17 protein-coding genes are annotated in these 17,383 nt (G+C 63.6%); 6 read left to right on the top strand and 11 right to left on the bottom strand.

Going from position 1 to position 17,383, the window contains the following annotated elements; translation table 11 throughout:
* Nucleotides 1-2 precede the first annotated feature (2 nt).
* From bfr to lptF, 5 genes are all read right to left on the bottom strand, one after another.
* Nucleotides 3-485, bottom strand: a complete 483-nt coding sequence (bfr, locus tag HJD22_RS03405) for a bacterioferritin (RefSeq protein WP_208654248.1) — start codon at nucleotides 483-485, stop codon at nucleotides 3-5.
* Nucleotides 486-689: 204 nt separating this feature from the next.
* Nucleotides 690-896 (bottom strand): (2Fe-2S)-binding protein, encoded by a 207-nt coding sequence (locus HJD22_RS03410; RefSeq protein ID WP_208654249.1) that lies wholly within the window; start codon nucleotides 894-896, stop codon nucleotides 690-692.
* Nucleotides 897-963: 67 nt separating this feature from the next.
* Nucleotides 964-1,419, bottom strand: coding sequence for an RDD family protein (locus HJD22_RS03415; RefSeq protein WP_208654250.1), 456 nt, complete (start codon nucleotides 1,417-1,419; stop codon nucleotides 964-966).
* Between the two features lie 6 nt (nucleotides 1,420-1,425).
* On the bottom strand, nucleotides 1,426-2,490 hold the full coding sequence (gene lptG, locus HJD22_RS03420; RefSeq protein WP_208654251.1) for an LPS export ABC transporter permease LptG: 1,065 nt from the start codon (nucleotides 2,488-2,490) through the stop codon (nucleotides 1,426-1,428).
* Nucleotides 2,490-3,569, bottom strand: coding sequence for an LPS export ABC transporter permease LptF (lptF, locus tag HJD22_RS03425; RefSeq protein ID WP_208656752.1), 1,080 nt, complete (start codon nucleotides 3,567-3,569; stop codon nucleotides 2,490-2,492). Before lptF ends, lptG begins: the two co-directional genes overlap by 1 nt.
* A 146-nt stretch (nucleotides 3,570-3,715) precedes the next feature.
* Between lptF and HJD22_RS03430 the strand changes: the two genes are divergently transcribed.
* From HJD22_RS03430 to HJD22_RS03445, 4 genes are all read left to right on the top strand, one after another.
* Nucleotides 3,716-5,236, top strand: a complete 1,521-nt coding sequence (locus HJD22_RS03430) for a leucyl aminopeptidase (RefSeq protein ID WP_208654252.1) — start codon at nucleotides 3,716-3,718, stop codon at nucleotides 5,234-5,236.
* A gap of 174 nt (nucleotides 5,237-5,410) precedes the next feature.
* Nucleotides 5,411-6,511 carry a branched-chain amino acid aminotransferase gene (locus HJD22_RS03435; protein WP_248730086.1) on the top strand — a complete coding sequence of 367 codons (1,101 nt, stop codon included), beginning with the start codon at nucleotides 5,411-5,413 and terminating at the stop codon, nucleotides 6,509-6,511.
* A gap of 154 nt (nucleotides 6,512-6,665) precedes the next feature.
* On the top strand, nucleotides 6,666-7,124 hold the full coding sequence (locus tag HJD22_RS03440) for a DNA polymerase III subunit chi (RefSeq protein ID WP_208654253.1): 459 nt from the start codon (nucleotides 6,666-6,668) through the stop codon (nucleotides 7,122-7,124).
* Nucleotides 7,125-7,240: 116 nt separating this feature from the next.
* Complete coding sequence (locus HJD22_RS03445) at nucleotides 7,241-10,090, top strand: valine--tRNA ligase (RefSeq protein ID WP_208654254.1); 2,850 nt, start codon at nucleotides 7,241-7,243, stop codon at nucleotides 10,088-10,090.
* A 119-nt stretch (nucleotides 10,091-10,209) separates the two neighbouring features.
* Here the strand turns inward: HJD22_RS03445 and HJD22_RS03450 are convergent, their stop codons facing one another.
* A complete protein-coding gene (locus HJD22_RS03450; RefSeq protein ID WP_248730087.1) occupies nucleotides 10,210-10,662 on the bottom strand; it encodes an META domain-containing protein in 453 nt (150 codons plus the stop codon).
* Between the two features lie 183 nt (nucleotides 10,663-10,845).
* On the opposite strand from HJD22_RS03450, the gene HJD22_RS03455 reads away from it, so the two are divergent.
* Nucleotides 10,846-11,250 (top strand): DoxX family protein, encoded by a 405-nt coding sequence (locus HJD22_RS03455; protein WP_208654256.1) that lies wholly within the window; start codon nucleotides 10,846-10,848, stop codon nucleotides 11,248-11,250.
* 4 nt (nucleotides 11,251-11,254) lie between these two features.
* Here HJD22_RS03455 and HJD22_RS03460 read toward each other — a convergent pair whose 3' ends face one another.
* The 3 genes from HJD22_RS03460 to HJD22_RS03470 are packed head-to-tail and all read right to left on the bottom strand — an operon-like array spanning nucleotide 11,255 to nucleotide 12,906.
* Complete coding sequence (locus tag HJD22_RS03460) at nucleotides 11,255-11,950, bottom strand: uracil-DNA glycosylase family protein (protein WP_208654257.1); 696 nt, start codon at nucleotides 11,948-11,950, stop codon at nucleotides 11,255-11,257.
* A gap of 48 nt (nucleotides 11,951-11,998) precedes the next feature.
* Nucleotides 11,999-12,439 carry a VOC family protein gene (locus HJD22_RS03465; RefSeq protein ID WP_208654258.1) on the bottom strand — a complete coding sequence of 147 codons (441 nt, stop codon included), beginning with the start codon at nucleotides 12,437-12,439 and terminating at the stop codon, nucleotides 11,999-12,001.
* Between the two features lie 17 nt (nucleotides 12,440-12,456).
* Nucleotides 12,457-12,906, bottom strand: coding sequence for a DUF411 domain-containing protein (locus HJD22_RS03470; protein ID WP_208654259.1), 450 nt, complete (start codon nucleotides 12,904-12,906; stop codon nucleotides 12,457-12,459).
* Between the two features lie 185 nt (nucleotides 12,907-13,091).
* On the opposite strand from HJD22_RS03470, the gene HJD22_RS03475 reads away from it, so the two are divergent.
* Nucleotides 13,092-14,156, top strand: coding sequence for a metal-dependent hydrolase (locus HJD22_RS03475; protein WP_208654260.1), 1,065 nt, complete (start codon nucleotides 13,092-13,094; stop codon nucleotides 14,154-14,156).
* Between the two features lie 15 nt (nucleotides 14,157-14,171).
* On the opposite strand, the gene HJD22_RS03480 is transcribed toward HJD22_RS03475, so the two are convergent.
* The gene (locus HJD22_RS03480) at nucleotides 14,172-14,975 is read right to left on the bottom strand and encodes an MliC family protein (protein ID WP_208654261.1); all 804 of its coding nucleotides are present in this window, start codon (nucleotides 14,973-14,975) and stop codon (nucleotides 14,172-14,174) included.
* A gap of 97 nt (nucleotides 14,976-15,072) precedes the next feature.
* Nucleotides 15,073-17,364, bottom strand: coding sequence for a 5-methyltetrahydropteroyltriglutamate--homocysteine S-methyltransferase (gene metE / locus HJD22_RS03485; RefSeq protein WP_208654262.1), 2,292 nt, complete (start codon nucleotides 17,362-17,364; stop codon nucleotides 15,073-15,075).
* Nucleotides 17,365-17,383 lie beyond the last annotated feature (19 nt).

Raw genomic sequence — 17,383 nt, forward strand, 5'->3', positions numbered from 1 at the left:
GATCACTCGTCGCCCGCTTCCTGCATCTGGCGCAACATGTAGTTCTCGATACCGACCTTGTCGATCAGACCCAGCTCGGTCTCGATGTGATCGATGTGCTCCTCTTCATCGGCGAGGATGTCGCGGAACATGTCGCGGGTGACATAATCCTTGACCTGTTCGCAGTAGGTGATCGCCTCGATATAGTCGTTGCGACCCTCGTGCTCGATGCGCAGGTCAGCCTCGAGCATCTCGCGCACGTTCTCACCGATGTGCAGTTTGCCGAGATCCTGTAGATTGGGCACGCCTTCCAGGAACAGGATACGCTCGATCAACTTGTCGGCGTGCTTCATCTCGTCGATCGATTCTTCGTACTCCCACTTGGCCAGTGCCTTGAGGCCCCAGTCCTTGTACATCTTGGCATGTAGGAAGTATTGATTGATGGCTACCAGTTCGTTGCCGAGGGCAATATTAAGGTAGCTGATAACCTTGGCGTCGCCTTTCATTGACGGTTCTCCTCAAGACGTGGTCATGACAAAACATAGACATGAGTGTCGCCTGTGTTGGCGACGACTGGAAGAGTATTGCCAAAAAAAGGGAAAAAGTCTAATAAAACAGTATCTTGGGACAGAGTCGCATTTGCCAGGAATTAGCGCCTGCCAATCGCAATAACTCAGAGGCAGGAACCTCGTACGAGGCGAGCCCTTCGATCAGACTGCGTAGGCAAGATTGCTGTCTGCAAAGGTCATCTCGGCACTGACCGCATCACGGGTAATCGTTTTACCCACACAGGCACATTTGCCGCACTGGGTGGCACAGCCCGTCTGCTCGCGCACTTCACGCCAGCTGCGTGCACCGTCGCTGACAGCCTCACGAATGGCCCGATCGGTTACACCCTTGCATAGACATACGAACATCACATCACCTCGCTACGCATCGCTGAGGTGAATGTAAATGATTCGCAGAAGCTCTTGCAATAGCGGGTTACGACTTTTTACGTTTTTCCGCCTTGGGCAGCACCACGACCTGGGTGCCGGAGGCAATATCCGACCAGCTACGACGCTGCGAATCGAACAGAACCCACCAGTAGCCGAGCCCAAACGCAGCGAGCGAGACCCCGGCCACCAGGAAGCGCACCAGGCACTGCGTCAGCGTCAGGCTGGTCCCCTCCGGCGTCTGGACGCGCAGGCGCCATGCCTGCATGCCCAGCGTCATGCCGGCACGCATCCAGAAGAAGGCAAAAAAGGCAAAGGTGACAATGAACAGCAGGCTGTGAAATAGCGGCGTCTCGTTGGCCTCACCATGATTGAGCGCCACACCGACGAAACCGATCATCATCCAGACGGCGACGATCAGCAGCAGGTCATAGAGCATCGCGGCAAGCCGGCGCAGCAGGCCTGCCGGCCAGGTATTGTCGAGTTCAGTGAAACGTCTTCGCATCAAATCTCATCCACTTCGGCGTAACAGATAGAGTCCCGTGCCTGCGGAGAGCAGGATCGGGACCAGTACCGCCCAGGCCGGCGAAAAGCCGAATACCATGGAGGCCGGTGCCAACAGGTCCTGCATGTACTTGAAGCACAGCCCAGTGATCACGCCATAGAACACACGCGTGCCGGCGGCCACGCTACGCAGCGGGCCGAACACGAAGGAGGCCGCCACCAGAACCAGCGACCCCATGGTCAGCGGCATCAGCATCTTCTGCCAGAAGAACAGCAGCGGCTGGGTGGCCTCCTGCCCTTGCGCGGTCAGAAAGCGTGCATAGGCCCATAGCTCACTGGGCGCCTGACTCTCTACCCTGCTCAGCAGTCGATTGAGCTGCTGGGGCGTCAGGTTGGTCTCCCAGCGCAGATGCTGGTAATGGCTTGCCTCGGTACGCTCCTCTTCGAAGCGGGTCATGGCGACATCCTCGAGCAGCCAGGCGTCCTCCCGCCAGACGGCCCGAGCAGCGCGGGAGGCAGAGCGCAACGTCTCGCCGTCGAACTCGTAGCGCAGCAGGTCCAGCACGGTATCGTCGGCGCGAATGGCGCCAAACCGATAGAAGGCATCGCCCTCGCGCTGCCATCCGCCATGCTGGGTCAATACCGCCCCCTCCCCCTGGAGCTGCTCGATCCGCCAGGCTGCGGCGTACTGCTCGGTGCGGGGACTGACGTATTCGGCGATCCACAGCACCACGATCACAACCACAATGATCGGCTTCATCACGCCCCACACGATGCGCGCCAGCGAGCGCCCGGCGGCACGCATCACCGTCAATTCATTGCTTGAGGCCATGGTGCCAAGACCGATCAGTGCCCCGATCAACACCCCTACCGGGGCATACTGGTAGAAGCGCCACGGCAAGCGCAGGATCAGGTAATAAAGAACATGAAAAGCGCCATAGTCGCCCTCCACGTCGCTCAGATCGTTGATGTAGGAGATCACCAGGTCGAGGCCCAGCAGCACCACCTGGACGACGATGATCGCCGCCAGGACGTTACGGGCGATATAGCGGTCGAGACGATCGAGCAGCATCAACGCATCCCCCTCTTCTGAGAGCGACTCGTCAGCCACAGCCCGAACAGTAGGTAGACGGCATGGATGGGCCACATGCCGATCGCCGGTGGGAGAGTGCCGCGCTCGATGGCATCGAGCGCCGCCAACATCAGGCTCAAATAGCTGATATGCAGAAAGATCGCCGGCAGCAACTTGGCGAAACGCCCCTGGCGCGGGTTGACCTTGGCCAGCGGCTGAGCGATCAGGGTCAGGATGAATACCGCAATCGGCATGCTGAAGCGCCACTGCAACTGGGCCTTGGCCGCCAGCGTATCGCTCTGCAGCAGACTGCCGGTGGTGGCATACTCCGTCGAATCGAGCTCGCGCATCTCCTCGGCTCGCGACAGGCGTACCGCATAGGTCTCGAAGTGCAGATGCTCTGCGTCGAAGCGCCCCGGCTCGACGCTGAAGCGCTCGCCATCGCTCAGCACCAGAAAGCGGCTGCCGGTTTCGCTATCGACGGTCTGGTACCCGCCTTGCGCACGCGTGACGGCGGCCTCCGGTGTCCCGTCGTGACGTTGCTGGCGCTCGCTGATGAAGACGCCCCGCATGCGGGTCTGGTTATCCTCGAGCCCCTCGATGTAGGCCGTCCGGCCACCACCAAAGTCCTGGAAGCGCCCTGGCCCCAGCACCGAGAAGTCGAGCTGGCTGCGCTGCTCCTCGAGCATGATGGCATTATTGAGCGCGCCAGCCGGCGTCAGCCACAAGCTGCACAGCGCCACCATTGTCGCCACCAGCGTGGCCGGCAGCAGGCTGATCTTCGTCAGCCTGCGCGGACTGATGCCGCAAGCCACCAGGACCGTGATCTCGCTATTGAGATAGAGCTGGCCGTAAGCGAGCAGGATACCGAGAAAGAATGCCAGCGGCAGAATGAGTTCGAGAAAACCCGGCAGGTGATAGAGCATCAGGGTGCCGAGAATGTGGGCAGGAATATCGCCTTCGGCAGCGTCGGTGAAGTAGCGAATGAAGCGACTGCCCATGATCACCAGCAGCAACACCCCCGCCACCGCAGCCATGGTCAGCAGGATCTCACGGGCCAGATAACGAAATATGATCAATCCACTCTCCCGGTACTCCTTGGCACGGCATGTGCCGATCTCCATGCAATGGCGAAGCGCTTTGCGTACACTGAAGTCATTCGGCAGCGGCCAACGCCGTGCCGGCATTATCCAGAATCCTCTTTCGCTTGTCTTGTGGAGACGTCATGGAATTCCCTGTTCAGACGGCCAATCCGGCCAAGGCCGAAGCGGCGTGTCTCGTGGTTCCGGTATTCAAGGATGGCGACCTGTTGCCGGTCGCCGCCAAGCTCGACGATGCCAGCGAGCGGCTGATTGGACAACTGATCGAGCGTGGTGACTTCACCGCCGAGCTGGGTAACGTGCAGATGATTCCCTTCGCCCCGGGGTTGAATGCCGAGCGCATGCTGCTGGTAGGGCTTGGCGCTCGCGGCAAGTGTCACGAGGGCAGTTTCCGCAAGGCACTGGATGCCGCCTTCGGCGAGCTGGCCAAATTGCCGGTGGGCGATGCCGCCGTTGCCTTTACCGATGTGCCGGTCCCCAACCGCGACAGCCAATGGAAAGCGCGCATGACGGCCGAAGCTGCACTGCGCGCCATCTATCGCTTCACCGAGTTCAAGTCCGAGCCAGCGCCTGCACCCAAGCTCGAGAGCGTGACGCTGCTGGTCAGCGAGAGCGGTGACGCCAGCGCTGCCAAGGAGGGGGCTCGTCTCGGTGCCGCCATCGGCGAGGGCATCAACTATACCCGCACGCTGGGCAACCTACCCGGCAACGTCTGCACGCCGCGTTACCTGGCCGAACAGGCCGAGCAGCTGGGCAAGGGCTCCCGGGGCGCGCTCAGCGTGGAGATTCTCGACGAGGAGGCGCTGGAGACGCTCGGTGCGGGCTCGCTGCTCTCCGTGGGCCGCGGCAGCGAGGAGCCGTCGCGACTGATCGTGATGCGCTACCAGGGCGCCGGGAGTGCCGACGAGGCGCCCCACGTGCTCGTCGGCAAGGGTATCACCTTCGATACCGGCGGCATTTCGCTCAAGGCCGGCGAAGGCATGGACGAGATGAAGTTCGACATGTGCGGTGCGGCCAGCGTGTTCGGTACCGTCAAGGCGGTGCTCGCCATCAAGCCCAGGATCAATTTGGTGGCCATCGTCGCCGCCGCAGAGAACATGCCCGATGGCCGCGCCACCAAGCCCGGCGACATCATCAAGACCCTCAAGGGGCTGACGGTGGAGGTGCTCAACACCGACGCCGAGGGGCGCCTGGTGTTGTGCGATGCGCTGACCTACGCCGAGCGCTTCGAGCCGGCAAGCGTGGTGGATATCGCCACCCTGACCGGGGCGGTGATCGTCGGCCTTGGCCACCACGCCACCGGACTGCTCTCCAACGACGACGACCTGGCGCTCGACCTTCTGGATGCCGGAGAGACCGCCTGGGATCGTGCCTGGCACCTGCCCCTGTGGGAGGAGTATCACCAGCAACTCGAGTCCAACTTCGCCGACCTGGCCAACATCGGCGGTCGTCCGGCCGGCACCATCACCGCCGCCTGCTTCCTTTCGCGCTTCGCCGACAAGTTCCCCTGGGCGCACCTGGATGTCGCCGGCACCGCCTGGACCTCCGGCAAGCAGAAAGGTGCCAGCGGTCGTCCTGTGGGACTGTTGACCCAGTACCTGCTGGATCGCGAAGCGGAGGCCCAAGTCGAGGTCGCCGACGACTGATTACGTAATGCCATGCAGGTGTTGCCTTTTTCTCTCGGCGACATTTACATGTGATGTGTCCTTAATGCCACGCACCGAGCCGGGACTCCCCGGCTCGGTGTTCCAATATTGCCCTGAGAGGTAGCGCCCCGAAAGAGGCCGCGTCCTGCGCTCAGGTGTAGCGGAGACCTAGCCGTGCCCACTGCGAATTTTGATCTGTTGCCGAATGCCCAGCCAATGGCGGCCGACATTCGTGCCGATATCCTCAAGAACCCCGGCTTTGGCCGCTACTTCACCGACCACATGGCCCATGTACGCTGGACCAAGGATGCCGGATGGCATGGCCATGAAGTACGCCCCTACGGCCCGCTGACCCTCGATCCCGCCGCTGCCGTGCTGCACTATGGCCAGGAGATCTTCGAAGGCATCAAGGCCTACCGCCATGCCGACGGTTCGATCTGGACCTTCCGGCCCGAGAAGAATGCCGAGCGTTTCCGCCGTAGCGCCCGTCGCCTGGCACTGCCGGAGCTTTCCGACGAGGATTTCGTCGGCTCGCTGCGCGCTCTGCTGACCCCGGATCAGGACTGGGTCCCCACGCCGGCCAGCGAGGCCGATGAATCGAGCCTCTACCTGCGCCCCTTCATGATCGCAAGCGAGAAGTTCCTCGGCGTGCGTCCCTCCCATGAAGTCGACTACTACGTCATCGCCTCGCCCGCCGCGGCCTACTTCAAGGGCGGCGTGGAGCCGGTCTCGATCTGGCTCTCCTCGAACTACAACCGCGCCGCGCCGGGCGGCACCGGTTTTGCCAAGTGCGGCGGCAACTACGCCGCCTCGCTCGCCGCTCAGAAGGAAGCCGAGGCCCACGGCTGCGGACAGGTCGCCTTCCTCGATGCCACTGAGAATAAATGGGTCGAAGAACTCGGCGGCATGAACCTATTCTTCGTCTATGCCGATGGCCGCGTCGTCACGCCGAGGCTCACCGGCACCATTCTCGAGGGGGTGACGCGGGATTCGATCCTGCAACTGGCCAAGGACGGAGGGCTGACGCCCGAGGAGCGCCCGATCAGCATCGACGAGTGGCGCGAGGGCGCGGCATCGGGCGAGATCACCGAGATATTTGCCTGCGGTACCGCTGCGGTGATCACCCCAGTCGGCGAGCTGGTCAGCGATGACGAGCGCATCCGGCTCAAGGGCGGCAACACCAACGAGGTGGCCAAGCGCCTGCGTACCAAGCTGCTCGACCTGCAGTATGGCCGCGGCGAAGACACGCATGGCTGGCTCACACGCCTGGCATAGCAACACGACTCATCTCTTCCAGGCACCGGCGGCTGTCCGCAGCCAAGGTCATTCGCCATGGATGGCGAATGCCGCGCCCAAGATGGGTCGCAACGCCTTAGCGATGCTCCGGCCCCGGGGCCTGACCGACAGGCAACGTCCAAGCAGGCCTAATATGACCCAGGTCGACTTCTACATCCTCCCCGACACGACGCTCGAAGCGCGCCTCGCCTTCGCCTGTCGGCTGGCGGAGACGATCTACCGCAAGGGATATCGTCTGCACCTGCATGCCGAAGACGAAGCCATGGCGCGTGAGCTCGACGATGTGCTGTGGACCTTCCGTCCCGACAGCTTCGTGCCCCACCGCCTGCTCGATGAGCCCGGCGAAGGCCAGCCGGCCGACGAGGTTCCCGACATGGTCACCATTGGCTGGCAGGGTCCGCCCGCCCCAGGCGCCCAGGCGATGCTCAATCTCGCCCCGGACATTCCCGAGTGGTTCTCGCGCTTCGAGCGCGTCGCCGAGATCATCAACCAGCATCAGGACGTACTCACTGCCAAACGCGACTGCTGGCAGACCTACAAGCAGCGTGGCTATTCGGTCACCGCTCACAAGCTCCCCGCCCAGCAAGGGTAAGCGCTCGCCATGACGCCCGCCGCCCCGGGCGCTATAATCGGGCCCATTTTCGATATTGCGTTCGTCGTGCGCGATTGGCGCGAACCTCGCCACCTGTCTTGCAGAGTCCAGAATCCATGGAAAAGACCTACCAACCCGAACAGATCGAAACCCGCTGGTACCAGCGCTGGGAAGCTGACAACCGCTTCGCTCCCTCCGGTGAAGGTACCCCCTATTCGATCATGATTCCGCCGCCCAACGTCACCGGCAGCCTGCACATGGGTCACGCCTTCCAGGATACCATCATGGATACCCTGATCCGCTGGCGACGCATGCAGGGCCACAACGCCCTGTGGCAGGTAGGCACCGACCACGCCGGCATTGCGACGCAGATGCTGGTCGAGCGCAAGGTCGCCGCCGAAGAAGGCAAGAGCCGCCACGACCTGGGCCGCGACGCCTTCATCGACAAGGTGTGGGAGTGGAAGCGTGAATCCGGCGGCCACATCACCCGCCAACTGCGCCGCATGGGCGCCAGTGTCGACTGGAGCCGCGAGCGCTTCACCATGGACGACGGCTTCTATCAGGCGGTACAGGAAGTCTTCGTGCGCCTCTACGAAGAGGGCCTGATCTACCGCGGCAAGCGCCTGGTCAACTGGGACCCGACCCTGCACACCGCCATCTCCGATCTGGAAGTCGAGAACCGCGAGCAGCAGGGTCAGTTCTGGCACTTCCGCTACCCGCTGGCCGACGGCGTCAAGACCGATGCCGGCCACGACTACCTGGTCGTCGCCACCACCCGTCCCGAGACCCTGCTCGGCGACACTGGGGTGGCGGTCAACCCCGAAGACCCGCGCTACGCCTCGCTGGTGGGCAAGTTCGTCGAGCTGCCTTTGGTCGGGCGGCGCATTCCCATCGTCGCCGACGAGCACGCCGACATGGAGAAGGGCTCTGGCTGCGTGAAGATCACCCCGGCCCATGACTTCAACGACTACGAGGTGGGCCACCGCCAGGGCTTGGCGCTGATCAACGTCTTCACCCAGGACGCGGCGATCCTGCCGAAGGCCGAGGCCTTCGACATCCAGGGCCGCCCGCTGCCTGAGATCGACCCCAGTCTGCCCGAGGCCTACGCTGGCCTCGACCGCTTCGAGGCGCGCAAGCGGATAGTCGCCGACATGGAGGCCGCCGGCCTGCTCGAGCAGGTGGAAACGGTCAACAACACCCTGCCCCATGGCGACCGCTCCGGCGACGTGATCGAGCCGCTGCTCACGGACCAGTGGTTCGTCGCCGTGGAGAGCCTGGCCAAGCCCGCCATCGAGGCGGTGGAGAATGGCGACATCCAGTTCGTGCCGAAGAACTACGAGAACATGTACTTCTCGTGGATGCGCGATCTGCAGGACTGGTGCATCTCGCGCCAGCTGTGGTGGGGTCACCGCATACCCGCCTGGTATGACGCCGAGGGCAACGTCTACGTGGCACGCACCGAGGCCGAGGCCCGCGAGAAACACGCTTTGGGTGACGATATCGTCCTGACCCAGGACGACGACGTGCTCGACACTTGGTTCAGCTCCGGGCTGTGGACCTTCGGTACCTTGGGCTGGCCGGAGAAGACCCCGGAACTCGCCACCTTCCATCCCTCGAGCGTCTTGGTCACCGGCTTCGATATCATCTTCTTCTGGGTCGCGCGGATGATCATGCTGACCCTGAAGTTCACCGGCGAGGTGCCGTTCAAGCAGGTCTATGTCCACGGCCTGGTGCGCGATGGCCAGGGACAGAAGATGTCCAAGTCCAAGGGCAACGTGCTCGACCCCATCGACCTGATCGACGGCATCGAGCTGGACACGCTGCTGGAGAAGCGCACCGGCAACATGATGCAGCCGCAGAAGGCCAAGGCGATCGCCAAGGCCACCCGCGACGAGTTCCCCGAGGGCATCGAGCCCCACGGCACCGATGCGCTGCGCTTCACCTTCCTGTCGCAGGCCACCACCGGGCGCGACATCAAGTTCGACATGGGCCGCCTCGACGGCTACCGCAACTTCTGCAACAAGCTGTGGAACGCCTCGCGCTATGTGCTGATGAATGCCGAGGGCCAGGACTGCGGGGCAGATGGAGCCGAGGACGAGCTGTCCCTGGCAGACCGCTGGATCGCCTCGCGCCTGCAGCAGACCGAGACCCAGGTCACCAAAGCGATGGAGGAGTTCCGCTTCGATCAGGCGTCGCAAGCGCTCTACGATTTCGTGTGGAACGAGTACTGCGACTGGTACCTGGAGCTCTCCAAGCCGGTACTGTGGGATGAAGGCGCCAGCGAGGCGGCCAAGCGCGGCACCCGCCGCACCCTGGTGCGTGTATTGGAGACGATCCTGCGCCTGGCGCACCCGATGATGCCCTATATTAGCGAGGAGATATGGCAGCGCGTGGCGCCACTGGCCGGCAAGGCCGCAGGCGACGGATCCGAGTCGATCATGAACCAGCCCTGGCCGCAGCCGGAGCAGGAGAAGATCGACGAGCAGGCGACCCGCGATATCGAGTGGCTCAAGGGGGTGATCGTCGCGGCGCGCAACATTCGCGCCGAGATGAACATTGCGCCGGGCAAGCCGCTCGAGGTGCTATTGACCAAGGGCAGCGATGCCGACCGCGCGCGCCTCGAGGCCAATCGCCCATTCCTGGCCAAGCTGGCCAAGCTCGAGAGCGTCACCTGGCTCGACGACCCGACTCAGGCGCCGCTCTCGGCCACCCAGTTGGTCGGCGACATGGAAGTGCTGGTGCCAATGGCCGACCTGATCGACAAGGAGGCCGAGCTCGCTCGCCTGGCCAAGGAGATTGAAAAGCAGGACAAGCTGATCGGCGGCATCGAGAAGAAGCTCGGCAACGAAAGCTTCGTTGCCAAGGCGCCGGAGGCGGTGGTCGAGAAGGAGCGCGGCAAGCTCAAGGAGTACCGGGCCGCCCGAGATCTGCTGGCCGAACAGCGCGACAAGATCGCCGCGCTCTGATTTAGCGGCCCGAAACCGCCGCGCGTTAATCAGCGGTCCGAAACCGCCGCAACCTGATGCAGCGTTTCGACACCGCCTCCGGCTCTTGCCGGCGGCGGTGCGCTTATCGGGCGTGAGTATCAGCGCCGCTGAAAAGCGCCCAGCACGCGGCTATCGCTGCCAAAGAACACTAGCCGGTCATGGTCGATCAAGTAGCGATAAGCGTTCTCCAGCATGGCCTCGACCCGCTGGGCCTTGTCCGCGTTAGGACATGCCATGCGCGTGGAGGCCAGGTTGCCGATCTGGATGCGATTGCCGTCGTCGAAACGCACCTCGCCATTCAGGGTATTGCAGCCATTGCTGCCGGTCAGGCGCGGCGCCCCGCCCCGCCCCGGCTCCACCTCGATATAGGCGGGCTGCTCACCTGACCAGCCCTCATCGGTGCCCAGCAGAATCACCTGCCAGCGAGGACCAATGACGGGCGAGGCCTGGCTCACCTGCCCTGATCCACGCTCCGGCGCAGGCGCGGGTGAGCTTGAACAGCCTGCCAGAAGTACCGCGAACGTCACTCCTACCATCCAGGGTCTTACCATCGTCATTCCTCTTCACCAAGGGCACGCGCGCTAGAGTGCCGTATCGCAAAGCGCTTGGCCAGCGCTCCGCAAACGCCTGAATCGGCTTTCTTTCCTTCCCGCCTTCCCGGTCCGGCGGCTGTCATTGTGACGGGCAGGATGGCAAAGTAGAGAACTTCCCGATACGCCTGCCAAGGAACCACCATGCTTCATGCCCTGCATAACGATGCACTCGGCAAACTTATCCTGCGCCTGTCGATTGGCGGCCTGCTGCTGCTGCACGGTGTCGCCAAGTTGCTCAACCCCGGCAGCCTGACCTGGATCGGCAATGCGGTATCCGCCCAGGGATTGCCGAGCTTCCTCGCCTACGGCGTGATCATCGGAGAGGTCATCGCCCCCTTGATGGCGATCATCGGCTGGCAGACACGCATCGCCGGCCTGTTGATGGCAGCCAACATGATCGTTGCGATCTATCTCGTGCACAGCCACGAGCTGCTCGCCCTAGGCGGTGCAGGTGGCTGGGCACTGGAGCTGCAGGGACTGTTCCTGTTCGGGGCGCTGGCGATCGTGTTTCTGGGCAGTGGCAGCACGGCTTATCGGCCGGATTGAGCAATCAGACCTTGGCCGCCAGGCGCTGGGCCACGCCGAGCTGCTCCAGACGCGCCTTGAGCAGCTCGGGAAAGCGCTTGAACCAGGTCTGGTTGAGTGGCGATGGGTGAGGCAGCGGTGCCAGCTCGAAGGTCGCCGCGCGGCCATCCTCGAGGGTGAGCGTGGTGGTGTGGCAGGCCTCGAAGCGATCGTCACGCCGCCAGAATGCTTCAAGCGCCTGGCGCACGTCGCGCGGCTGGTTGATACCGAACCATAGAAAGGCTTCGCGGCCCAGGGTGATCACGTCGCGGCCCTGCCAGTATTCGATCAGCAGTTCGGCCATCAGCGGCTGGAAGCGCTTCTTGACGGCCATCGACCAGGCCTTGTTGCCAGTCGGTTTGTAGGGCACGGTATTGGCCCAGAACACATGGCGCCCCACCTCTCGCGAGGCCTCGAAGTCGGGCAGCGGCTCGCCATGCATGGCCAGATAGAGCCCCTGACGCACCTTCTGCCCACCACTTCCGATGAACGGCTCGCCCCACTTCACCTCCTGCTTGCCCGGGTCGCGCCCGAAGAAGCCCACCGGAGCGTCGCGGGGGCCTAGACCGATGATCGGCTCGAGGGGATCCTTGTCGAACTCCCGATAGGTAGGGAGATCGGCGCCTTCGAGATGCTGCGCCTCGCGGCGAAACGCCTCGCGCATTGTATCGTCGAGCGGCATGTGCTCCTCCTTGAGCGAAGCTCCTTCTTGGGCGAAACGGCCTGGCTGTCACCAGCTGCCGGTATTCTCCATTGAAGCCCAGGGCTCCTGGGGCGGCAACGCCTCGCCTTCCTGCAGCAGCTCGACGGAGATGCCATCGGGGCTGCGCACGAAGGCCATGTGGCCATCACGCGGCGGACGGTTGATGGTCACGCCGTTGTCCTGGAGATGCTGGCACAGCGCATAGATATCGTCGACACGATAGGCCAGATGGCCGAAGTTGCGCCCACCGCCATACTCCTCGGGGTCCCAGTTGTAGGTCAATTCAAGCTCCGGTGCCTGGCGTTCGGTGCTGCGCGCCTCGTCCTGCGGTGCAGCAAGAAAGATCAGCGTAAAGCGCCCCTTCTCGCTCTCCTTGCGACGCACCTCCTTCAGTCCCAGCAAGTCGCAGTAGAAATGCAGCGAGGCGTCAAGATCACTGACGCGTACCATGGTGTGCAGATACTGCATGTCGTCGCTTCTCCCAGTCACTGTTGCATATAGCGCTGGAACACCTCGGGCTCCTCGCCCTGGCGCCAGCTGATCACCTCATAGTCATCGACACGACCGGTCTCCATGCCCGGCGAGCCATGCGGCATGCCCGGCACGGCCAGACCGACAATGTCGCTGCCCTCTTCGAGCAGGCGGCGAATGTCGGCGGCCGGCACATGGCCTTCGATCACGTAGCCATCGACCAGCGCAGTATGACAGGAAGCCAGGGCGGGCGGCACACCGTGCTCGGCCTTCACCGCGCGCATGTCGCGGGCATCGTGAGCATGCACGACGAAGCCCTCGGCCTCGAGGTGCTCGGCCCAGGCCGAACAGCATCCACAGTTGGGATCCTTGAACATCTCGACCATGGGTTCGCTGGCCCAGGAAGCGGTGGCCATCAAGGCGAGCAGCGAACCCGCCACACTACGACGAATAGAAGGGATCATGACAATCGACTCCAGAAACAGAAAAGCGGTAAAGGCATCATGGCAAGCCCGGCAAGGCTTGCCAATGCCGAAGCCTGGCAAGCGAGTAGCAATGAGGCATTATCATGATCTGGCGCAGCATTGGGCATTCCAGCATCATGCGTGACTGGCCCGTAAGACTGACAGGATAAGGAGATTGTTCCCCCATGGATTCGCTTACCCAGGCGGTACTCGGTGCCGCCGTGGGCGGGGCCGTGCTCGGCCGCCGCCTAGGACGCAAGGCGTTGCTGATCGGTGCCGCCCTCGGCACTCTGCCCGACTTGGATGTGCTCATCGACTACGGCGATGCCGTGGCCAACTTCACCGAGCATCGCGGCTTCAGCCACTCGCTGTTCGTGCTCAGCGGATTGGGTACGCTGCTGGCGGCACTGTGCTCGCGTTTCGCCCCGGCCCGAGACATCCCCTTTCGTCACTGGTGGCTGTTCTTCGTGCTTTGCCTGACCACCCACCCGTTGCTCGATGCACTGACCACCTACGGTACCCAGCTGTGGTGGCCGCTGGAGGTACACCCCAGCGGTTGGCCGGTCATCTTCATCATTGACCCGCTCTATACCCTTCCTCTACTGGTGGGCGTCATCGTGGCGCTGTTCACTGGCAATGGACGCCGGGCGCCGGCTTGGGGCCTGGCGCTCTCCTGCGCCTATCTACTCTTCGCGTTAGGCGCCAAGGCGGTGATCGAGAGCCGCCTGGAACCAGCGCTGGCCGAACGCGGACTCGACGAGGCCCCGCGACTGGTGCAGCCAAGCCCCTTCAATACCCTGCTGTGGCGGGTCACGCTCATCGAGGGTGACGATCATTACGAGGGGCTGATGGGTCTTTTCGATGGCGATGCGCCCTTGCAGCTGGAGCGTTTTTCCCGGGGGGCGCAATGGCAGGAGCAGGCCCTGGCGCTTCCCGCAGGCGAGCGCCTCGGCTGGTTCGCCGGCCCCTTCCTGCGCTACGAGGTCCATGACCATGGCGACACGCCGGCACTGGCCGCCACCGACCTGCGCCTGGGCTTTCCCGGCTTTCACCCGTTCACCTTCACCCTGGCCACCCGCGACGAGGAAGGCTGGCAACCTCAGTATACGGAGCAGCTCGAGCTCGATAGCGAGTCTCGCGGCGATCGCGACGCATTGACGCAACTGGCGCGGCGCATCTTCGATGCCGGACGGCGGTTATGCCTGGGCGAGCATGTCGAAGCCCGGTGGCATACCGAGGAGAGCTGCTAGCGAGTCATGGGTAGGTCAGGGTGCGATACCCTGCCCGCAGCCTCTGAGCGTTCTGCCGTCGATGCCGAGGGTGACGCGCACCGGGAAGGGATCGCCCTTCATGTCGTCGAAGCAGGCCCGCGCCTCGAGGCTCAGGGTGAAGGGCTGCGTGGCCTGGCCGCTGGTCAGCACCATGCGTCCTTCCTGGTTGTCGAGGGCCTCGACACGATAGGGCAGGGTCAGCTCCCGCTCGCCATAGTCGAGCAGCAGCGTGAGGCGTGGGGCATCGTGATCGAGACTCACCACCCAGCCCGGCTCGTTGCCACGTCCGTGGAACATCACCCCGGGCCGGTCGATGCGCGTCATGCTGCGCCTGGTCATATCGCGCTGGCAGGCGAGCCGCCCATTATTGCTCTCCACCAGTGCCTCCTCACCCCTGTTCCAGAAGCTCAGGTCGTCGACCACATAGCGCGCGCCACTGGCCACCACGGCGGGCGCGAGACGATAGGCTCCCAGTTGCGACCACAGTCGCAGCTCGGCATCCGCCTGGGCCGAGACCAGATCCTGCGCTGGCTGGCAACGCCAGGAAGCGAACTCCCCCGCCCCGCCGGCAAAGAAGACCGAGGGCATCAACGGTGCCGGTTCGTGCACGAGCGCCTCTATCTCCACCTCGTTTCCCTGCGGGGAGATCGCCAGCGCCGCGGAACTATCGACTACCGCTGGCTTGCCCTGCTCCTGCACGGGAGGCGCCGAGGCGCACCCAGTCAATAGCAGAATGCTGCCCATCACTATCCACGGGGCGGGGCGGCAGAGGCGAGGTTGGACAAGCGACGGCGGCATCGAGGGTTCCTTGTAGTCGGTCTAATCAGCGTCGGCCAAGCATAACAGCCGCCGGGGCGTTTGGCCCCGGCGGCTGGTCGAGCGCTCGGCTTGCGCCCTAGGCGTGACGGCGGCGCAGCTCCCTGGCTGCCTCGACCATGTTGGCCAGCGCCGGCTCGACTTCGGCCCACTGGCGAGTCTTGAGTCCGCAATCGGGATTGACCCATAGGCGCTCGACGGGAATGCGCTCCAGCGCTTTCTCCATCAACGCGACCATCCCGTCGATCTCGGGTACGTTGGGCGAATGGATGTCGTAGACTCCCGGCCCGATCTCGTTGGGATACTCGAAGCTCTGGAAGGCGTCGAGCAGTTCCATGTCGGAGCGCGAAGTCTCGATGGTGATCACGTCGGCATCCAGCGCGGAGATCGAGGCGATGATGTCGTTGAATTCCGAGTAACACATGTGGGTGTGAATCTGGGTCTCGTCACGCACCACCGCCGCCGAGAGCTTAAAGCACTCCACCGCCCAGTCGAGATAGCCCTGCCATTCAACGCGACGCAGCGGCAACCCCTCGCGCAGCGCCGGCTCGTCGATCTGGATCGCCTGGATACCCGCCGCCTCGAGATCGGCCACCTCGTCGCGCAGCGCAAGCGCAATCTGCCGGCAGGTCATGGCACGCGGCTGGTCATCGCGCACGAAGGACCACTGCAGAATCGTCACCGGGCCGGTGAGCATACCCTTCATCGGCTTGTCGATAAGCGTCTGGGCATAGGCGCTCCAGCGTACCGTCATGGGCGCTGGACGGCTAACGTCACCGAAGATCACCGGTGGCTTGACGCAGCGCGAGCCATAACTCTGCACCCAGCCGAAGCGGGTGAAGGCGAAGCCCTCGAGCAACTCCCCGAAGTACTCGACCATGTCGTTGCGCTCCGGTTCGCCATGCACCGGCATGTCCAGCCCAAGCGCCTCCTGGCGCGCCACGGCGTAGGCGATCTCGTCGCGCATCCGCGCCTCGTACTCCGCCTCGCCAAGCTCGCCGGCCTTGAGCGCCCGGCGCGCGTCGCGAATCTCACCGGTCTGCGGGAAGGAGCCGATGGTAGTGGTCGGAAACGGCGGCAGCTTGAGGTGCGTGCGTTGCGTTGCGGCACGCTGCGGATAGGCGCTGGTTCGCTCGACATCGTTCGCCGTCACCTGCCTTAGCCGTTCGGCCACGGCGGGCCTGTGAATGCGCGTGGAGCGGCGCCGCGCTTCGCTGGCTTGGCTCGATACTTGCAGTCGCGCATCGTCATCGGGGCTGGCGCGATTGTCGAGTAGCCGCGCCAGGCTCGCCACCTCGTCTAGCTTCTGGCGGGCAAAAGCGAGCCAGCTCTTGAGTTCGCCGTCAAGCTCGGTCTCCGCCTCGAGATCCACCGGTACGTGCAGCAGCGAACAGCTCGGCGCCAGCCACAGCCGATTGCCAAGACGCAGCCTCGCCTCGCCGAATGTCTCGCGCAGCACGGCCAGATCGGCGCGCCAGATATTCCTGCCGTCGATGGCCCCTATCGAGAGCACCTTGTAGCCGGGCAGGTGGTCGATGACCGTGGTCACCTGGCCGGGGGCGCGTACCGCATCGATGTGCAGCCCATCTACCGGTAGGCTCACCGCCAGTTGCAGATTGTCGCCAAGGCCACCGAAGTAGGTGGCTAGCAGCAACTTGACCGGGGCCGATTGCAATTTGCTGTACGCCACCTCGAAGCCCTGTTTCCAGGCCTGAGGCAGGTCCTGAACCAAGGCCGGCTCGTCGAGCTGCACCCACTCAACGCCTTGGCCGGCAAGCCTTGAGAGAATCTCGCCATAGACCGGCACGATCTCGTCGAGCAGCGTCAGGCGATCGAACTGCGGATCGTCACCCTTGACCTTGCCCAGCCACAACCAGGTCAGCGGTCCGGTGAGTGCGACCTTGACCGCATGACCGGCGGCCAGTGCCTCGTCGACCTCAGCAAAAAGACGCTCGCAAGCAAGCTGGAAGCGTTGACCGGCGTGCAGTTCAGGGACTAGATAGTGGTAATTGGTATCGAAATATTTGGTCATCTCGCAGGCGGCAGCCGGCGTTCCACTGGGAGCGCGCCCCCGGGCCATGCGAAAGCTGGTATCGATATCCACTTCGCCATCGACGCGACCGAAGCGCGCCGGCACTGCTCCCAACATCACCGAAACGTTGAGCACCTGATCGTAGAAGGCGAAGTCGCCCACCGTGACCAGATCGAGCCCGGCGTCACGCTGCGCCTTCCAATGCCGTTGGCGCAGCTCACGTCCGGTGAGTTCCAGAGCCGCCTGGTCAATGGCGCCCGCCCAGTAGGCCTCGGTGGCCTTTTTCAGTTCGCGATTCGCGCCGATGCGCGGATAGCCTAGTGTGTGAGCCAGCGTCATGATTTATATCCTCTAGGAA

Source organism: Halomonas sp. TA22 (assembly GCF_013009075.1).
GTDB lineage: Bacteria > Pseudomonadota > Gammaproteobacteria > Pseudomonadales > Halomonadaceae > TA22.

Coding starts and splice junctions, on each gene's coding strand:
- bfr (WP_208654248.1), bottom strand. CDS start 485: ATGAAAGGCGACGCCAAGGTTATCAGCTACCTTAATATTGCCCTCGGC.
- HJD22_RS03410 (WP_208654249.1), bottom strand. CDS start 896: ATGTTCGTATGTCTATGCAAGGGTGTAACCGATCGGGCCATTCGTGAG.
- HJD22_RS03415 (WP_208654250.1), bottom strand. CDS start 1,419: ATGCGAAGACGTTTCACTGAACTCGACAATACCTGGCCGGCAGGCCTG.
- lptG (WP_208654251.1), bottom strand. CDS start 2,490: ATGCTGCTCGATCGTCTCGACCGCTATATCGCCCGTAACGTCCTGGCG.
- HJD22_RS03430 (WP_208654252.1), top strand. CDS start 3,716: ATGGAATTCCCTGTTCAGACGGCCAATCCGGCCAAGGCCGAAGCGGCG.
- HJD22_RS03440 (WP_208654253.1), top strand. CDS start 6,666: ATGACCCAGGTCGACTTCTACATCCTCCCCGACACGACGCTCGAAGCG.
- HJD22_RS03445 (WP_208654254.1), top strand. CDS start 7,241: ATGGAAAAGACCTACCAACCCGAACAGATCGAAACCCGCTGGTACCAG.
- HJD22_RS03450 (WP_248730087.1), bottom strand. CDS start 10,662: ATGGTAAGACCCTGGATGGTAGGAGTGACGTTCGCGGTACTTCTGGCA.
- HJD22_RS03455 (WP_208654256.1), top strand. CDS start 10,846: ATGCTTCATGCCCTGCATAACGATGCACTCGGCAAACTTATCCTGCGC.
- HJD22_RS03460 (WP_208654257.1), bottom strand. CDS start 11,950: ATGCCGCTCGACGATACAATGCGCGAGGCGTTTCGCCGCGAGGCGCAG.
- HJD22_RS03465 (WP_208654258.1), bottom strand. CDS start 12,439: ATGCAGTATCTGCACACCATGGTACGCGTCAGTGATCTTGACGCCTCG.
- HJD22_RS03470 (WP_208654259.1), bottom strand. CDS start 12,906: ATGATCCCTTCTATTCGTCGTAGTGTGGCGGGTTCGCTGCTCGCCTTG.
- HJD22_RS03475 (WP_208654260.1), top strand. CDS start 13,092: ATGGATTCGCTTACCCAGGCGGTACTCGGTGCCGCCGTGGGCGGGGCC.
- HJD22_RS03480 (WP_208654261.1), bottom strand. CDS start 14,975: ATGCCGCCGTCGCTTGTCCAACCTCGCCTCTGCCGCCCCGCCCCGTGG.
- metE (WP_208654262.1), bottom strand. CDS start 17,364: ATGACGCTGGCTCACACACTAGGCTATCCGCGCATCGGCGCGAATCGC.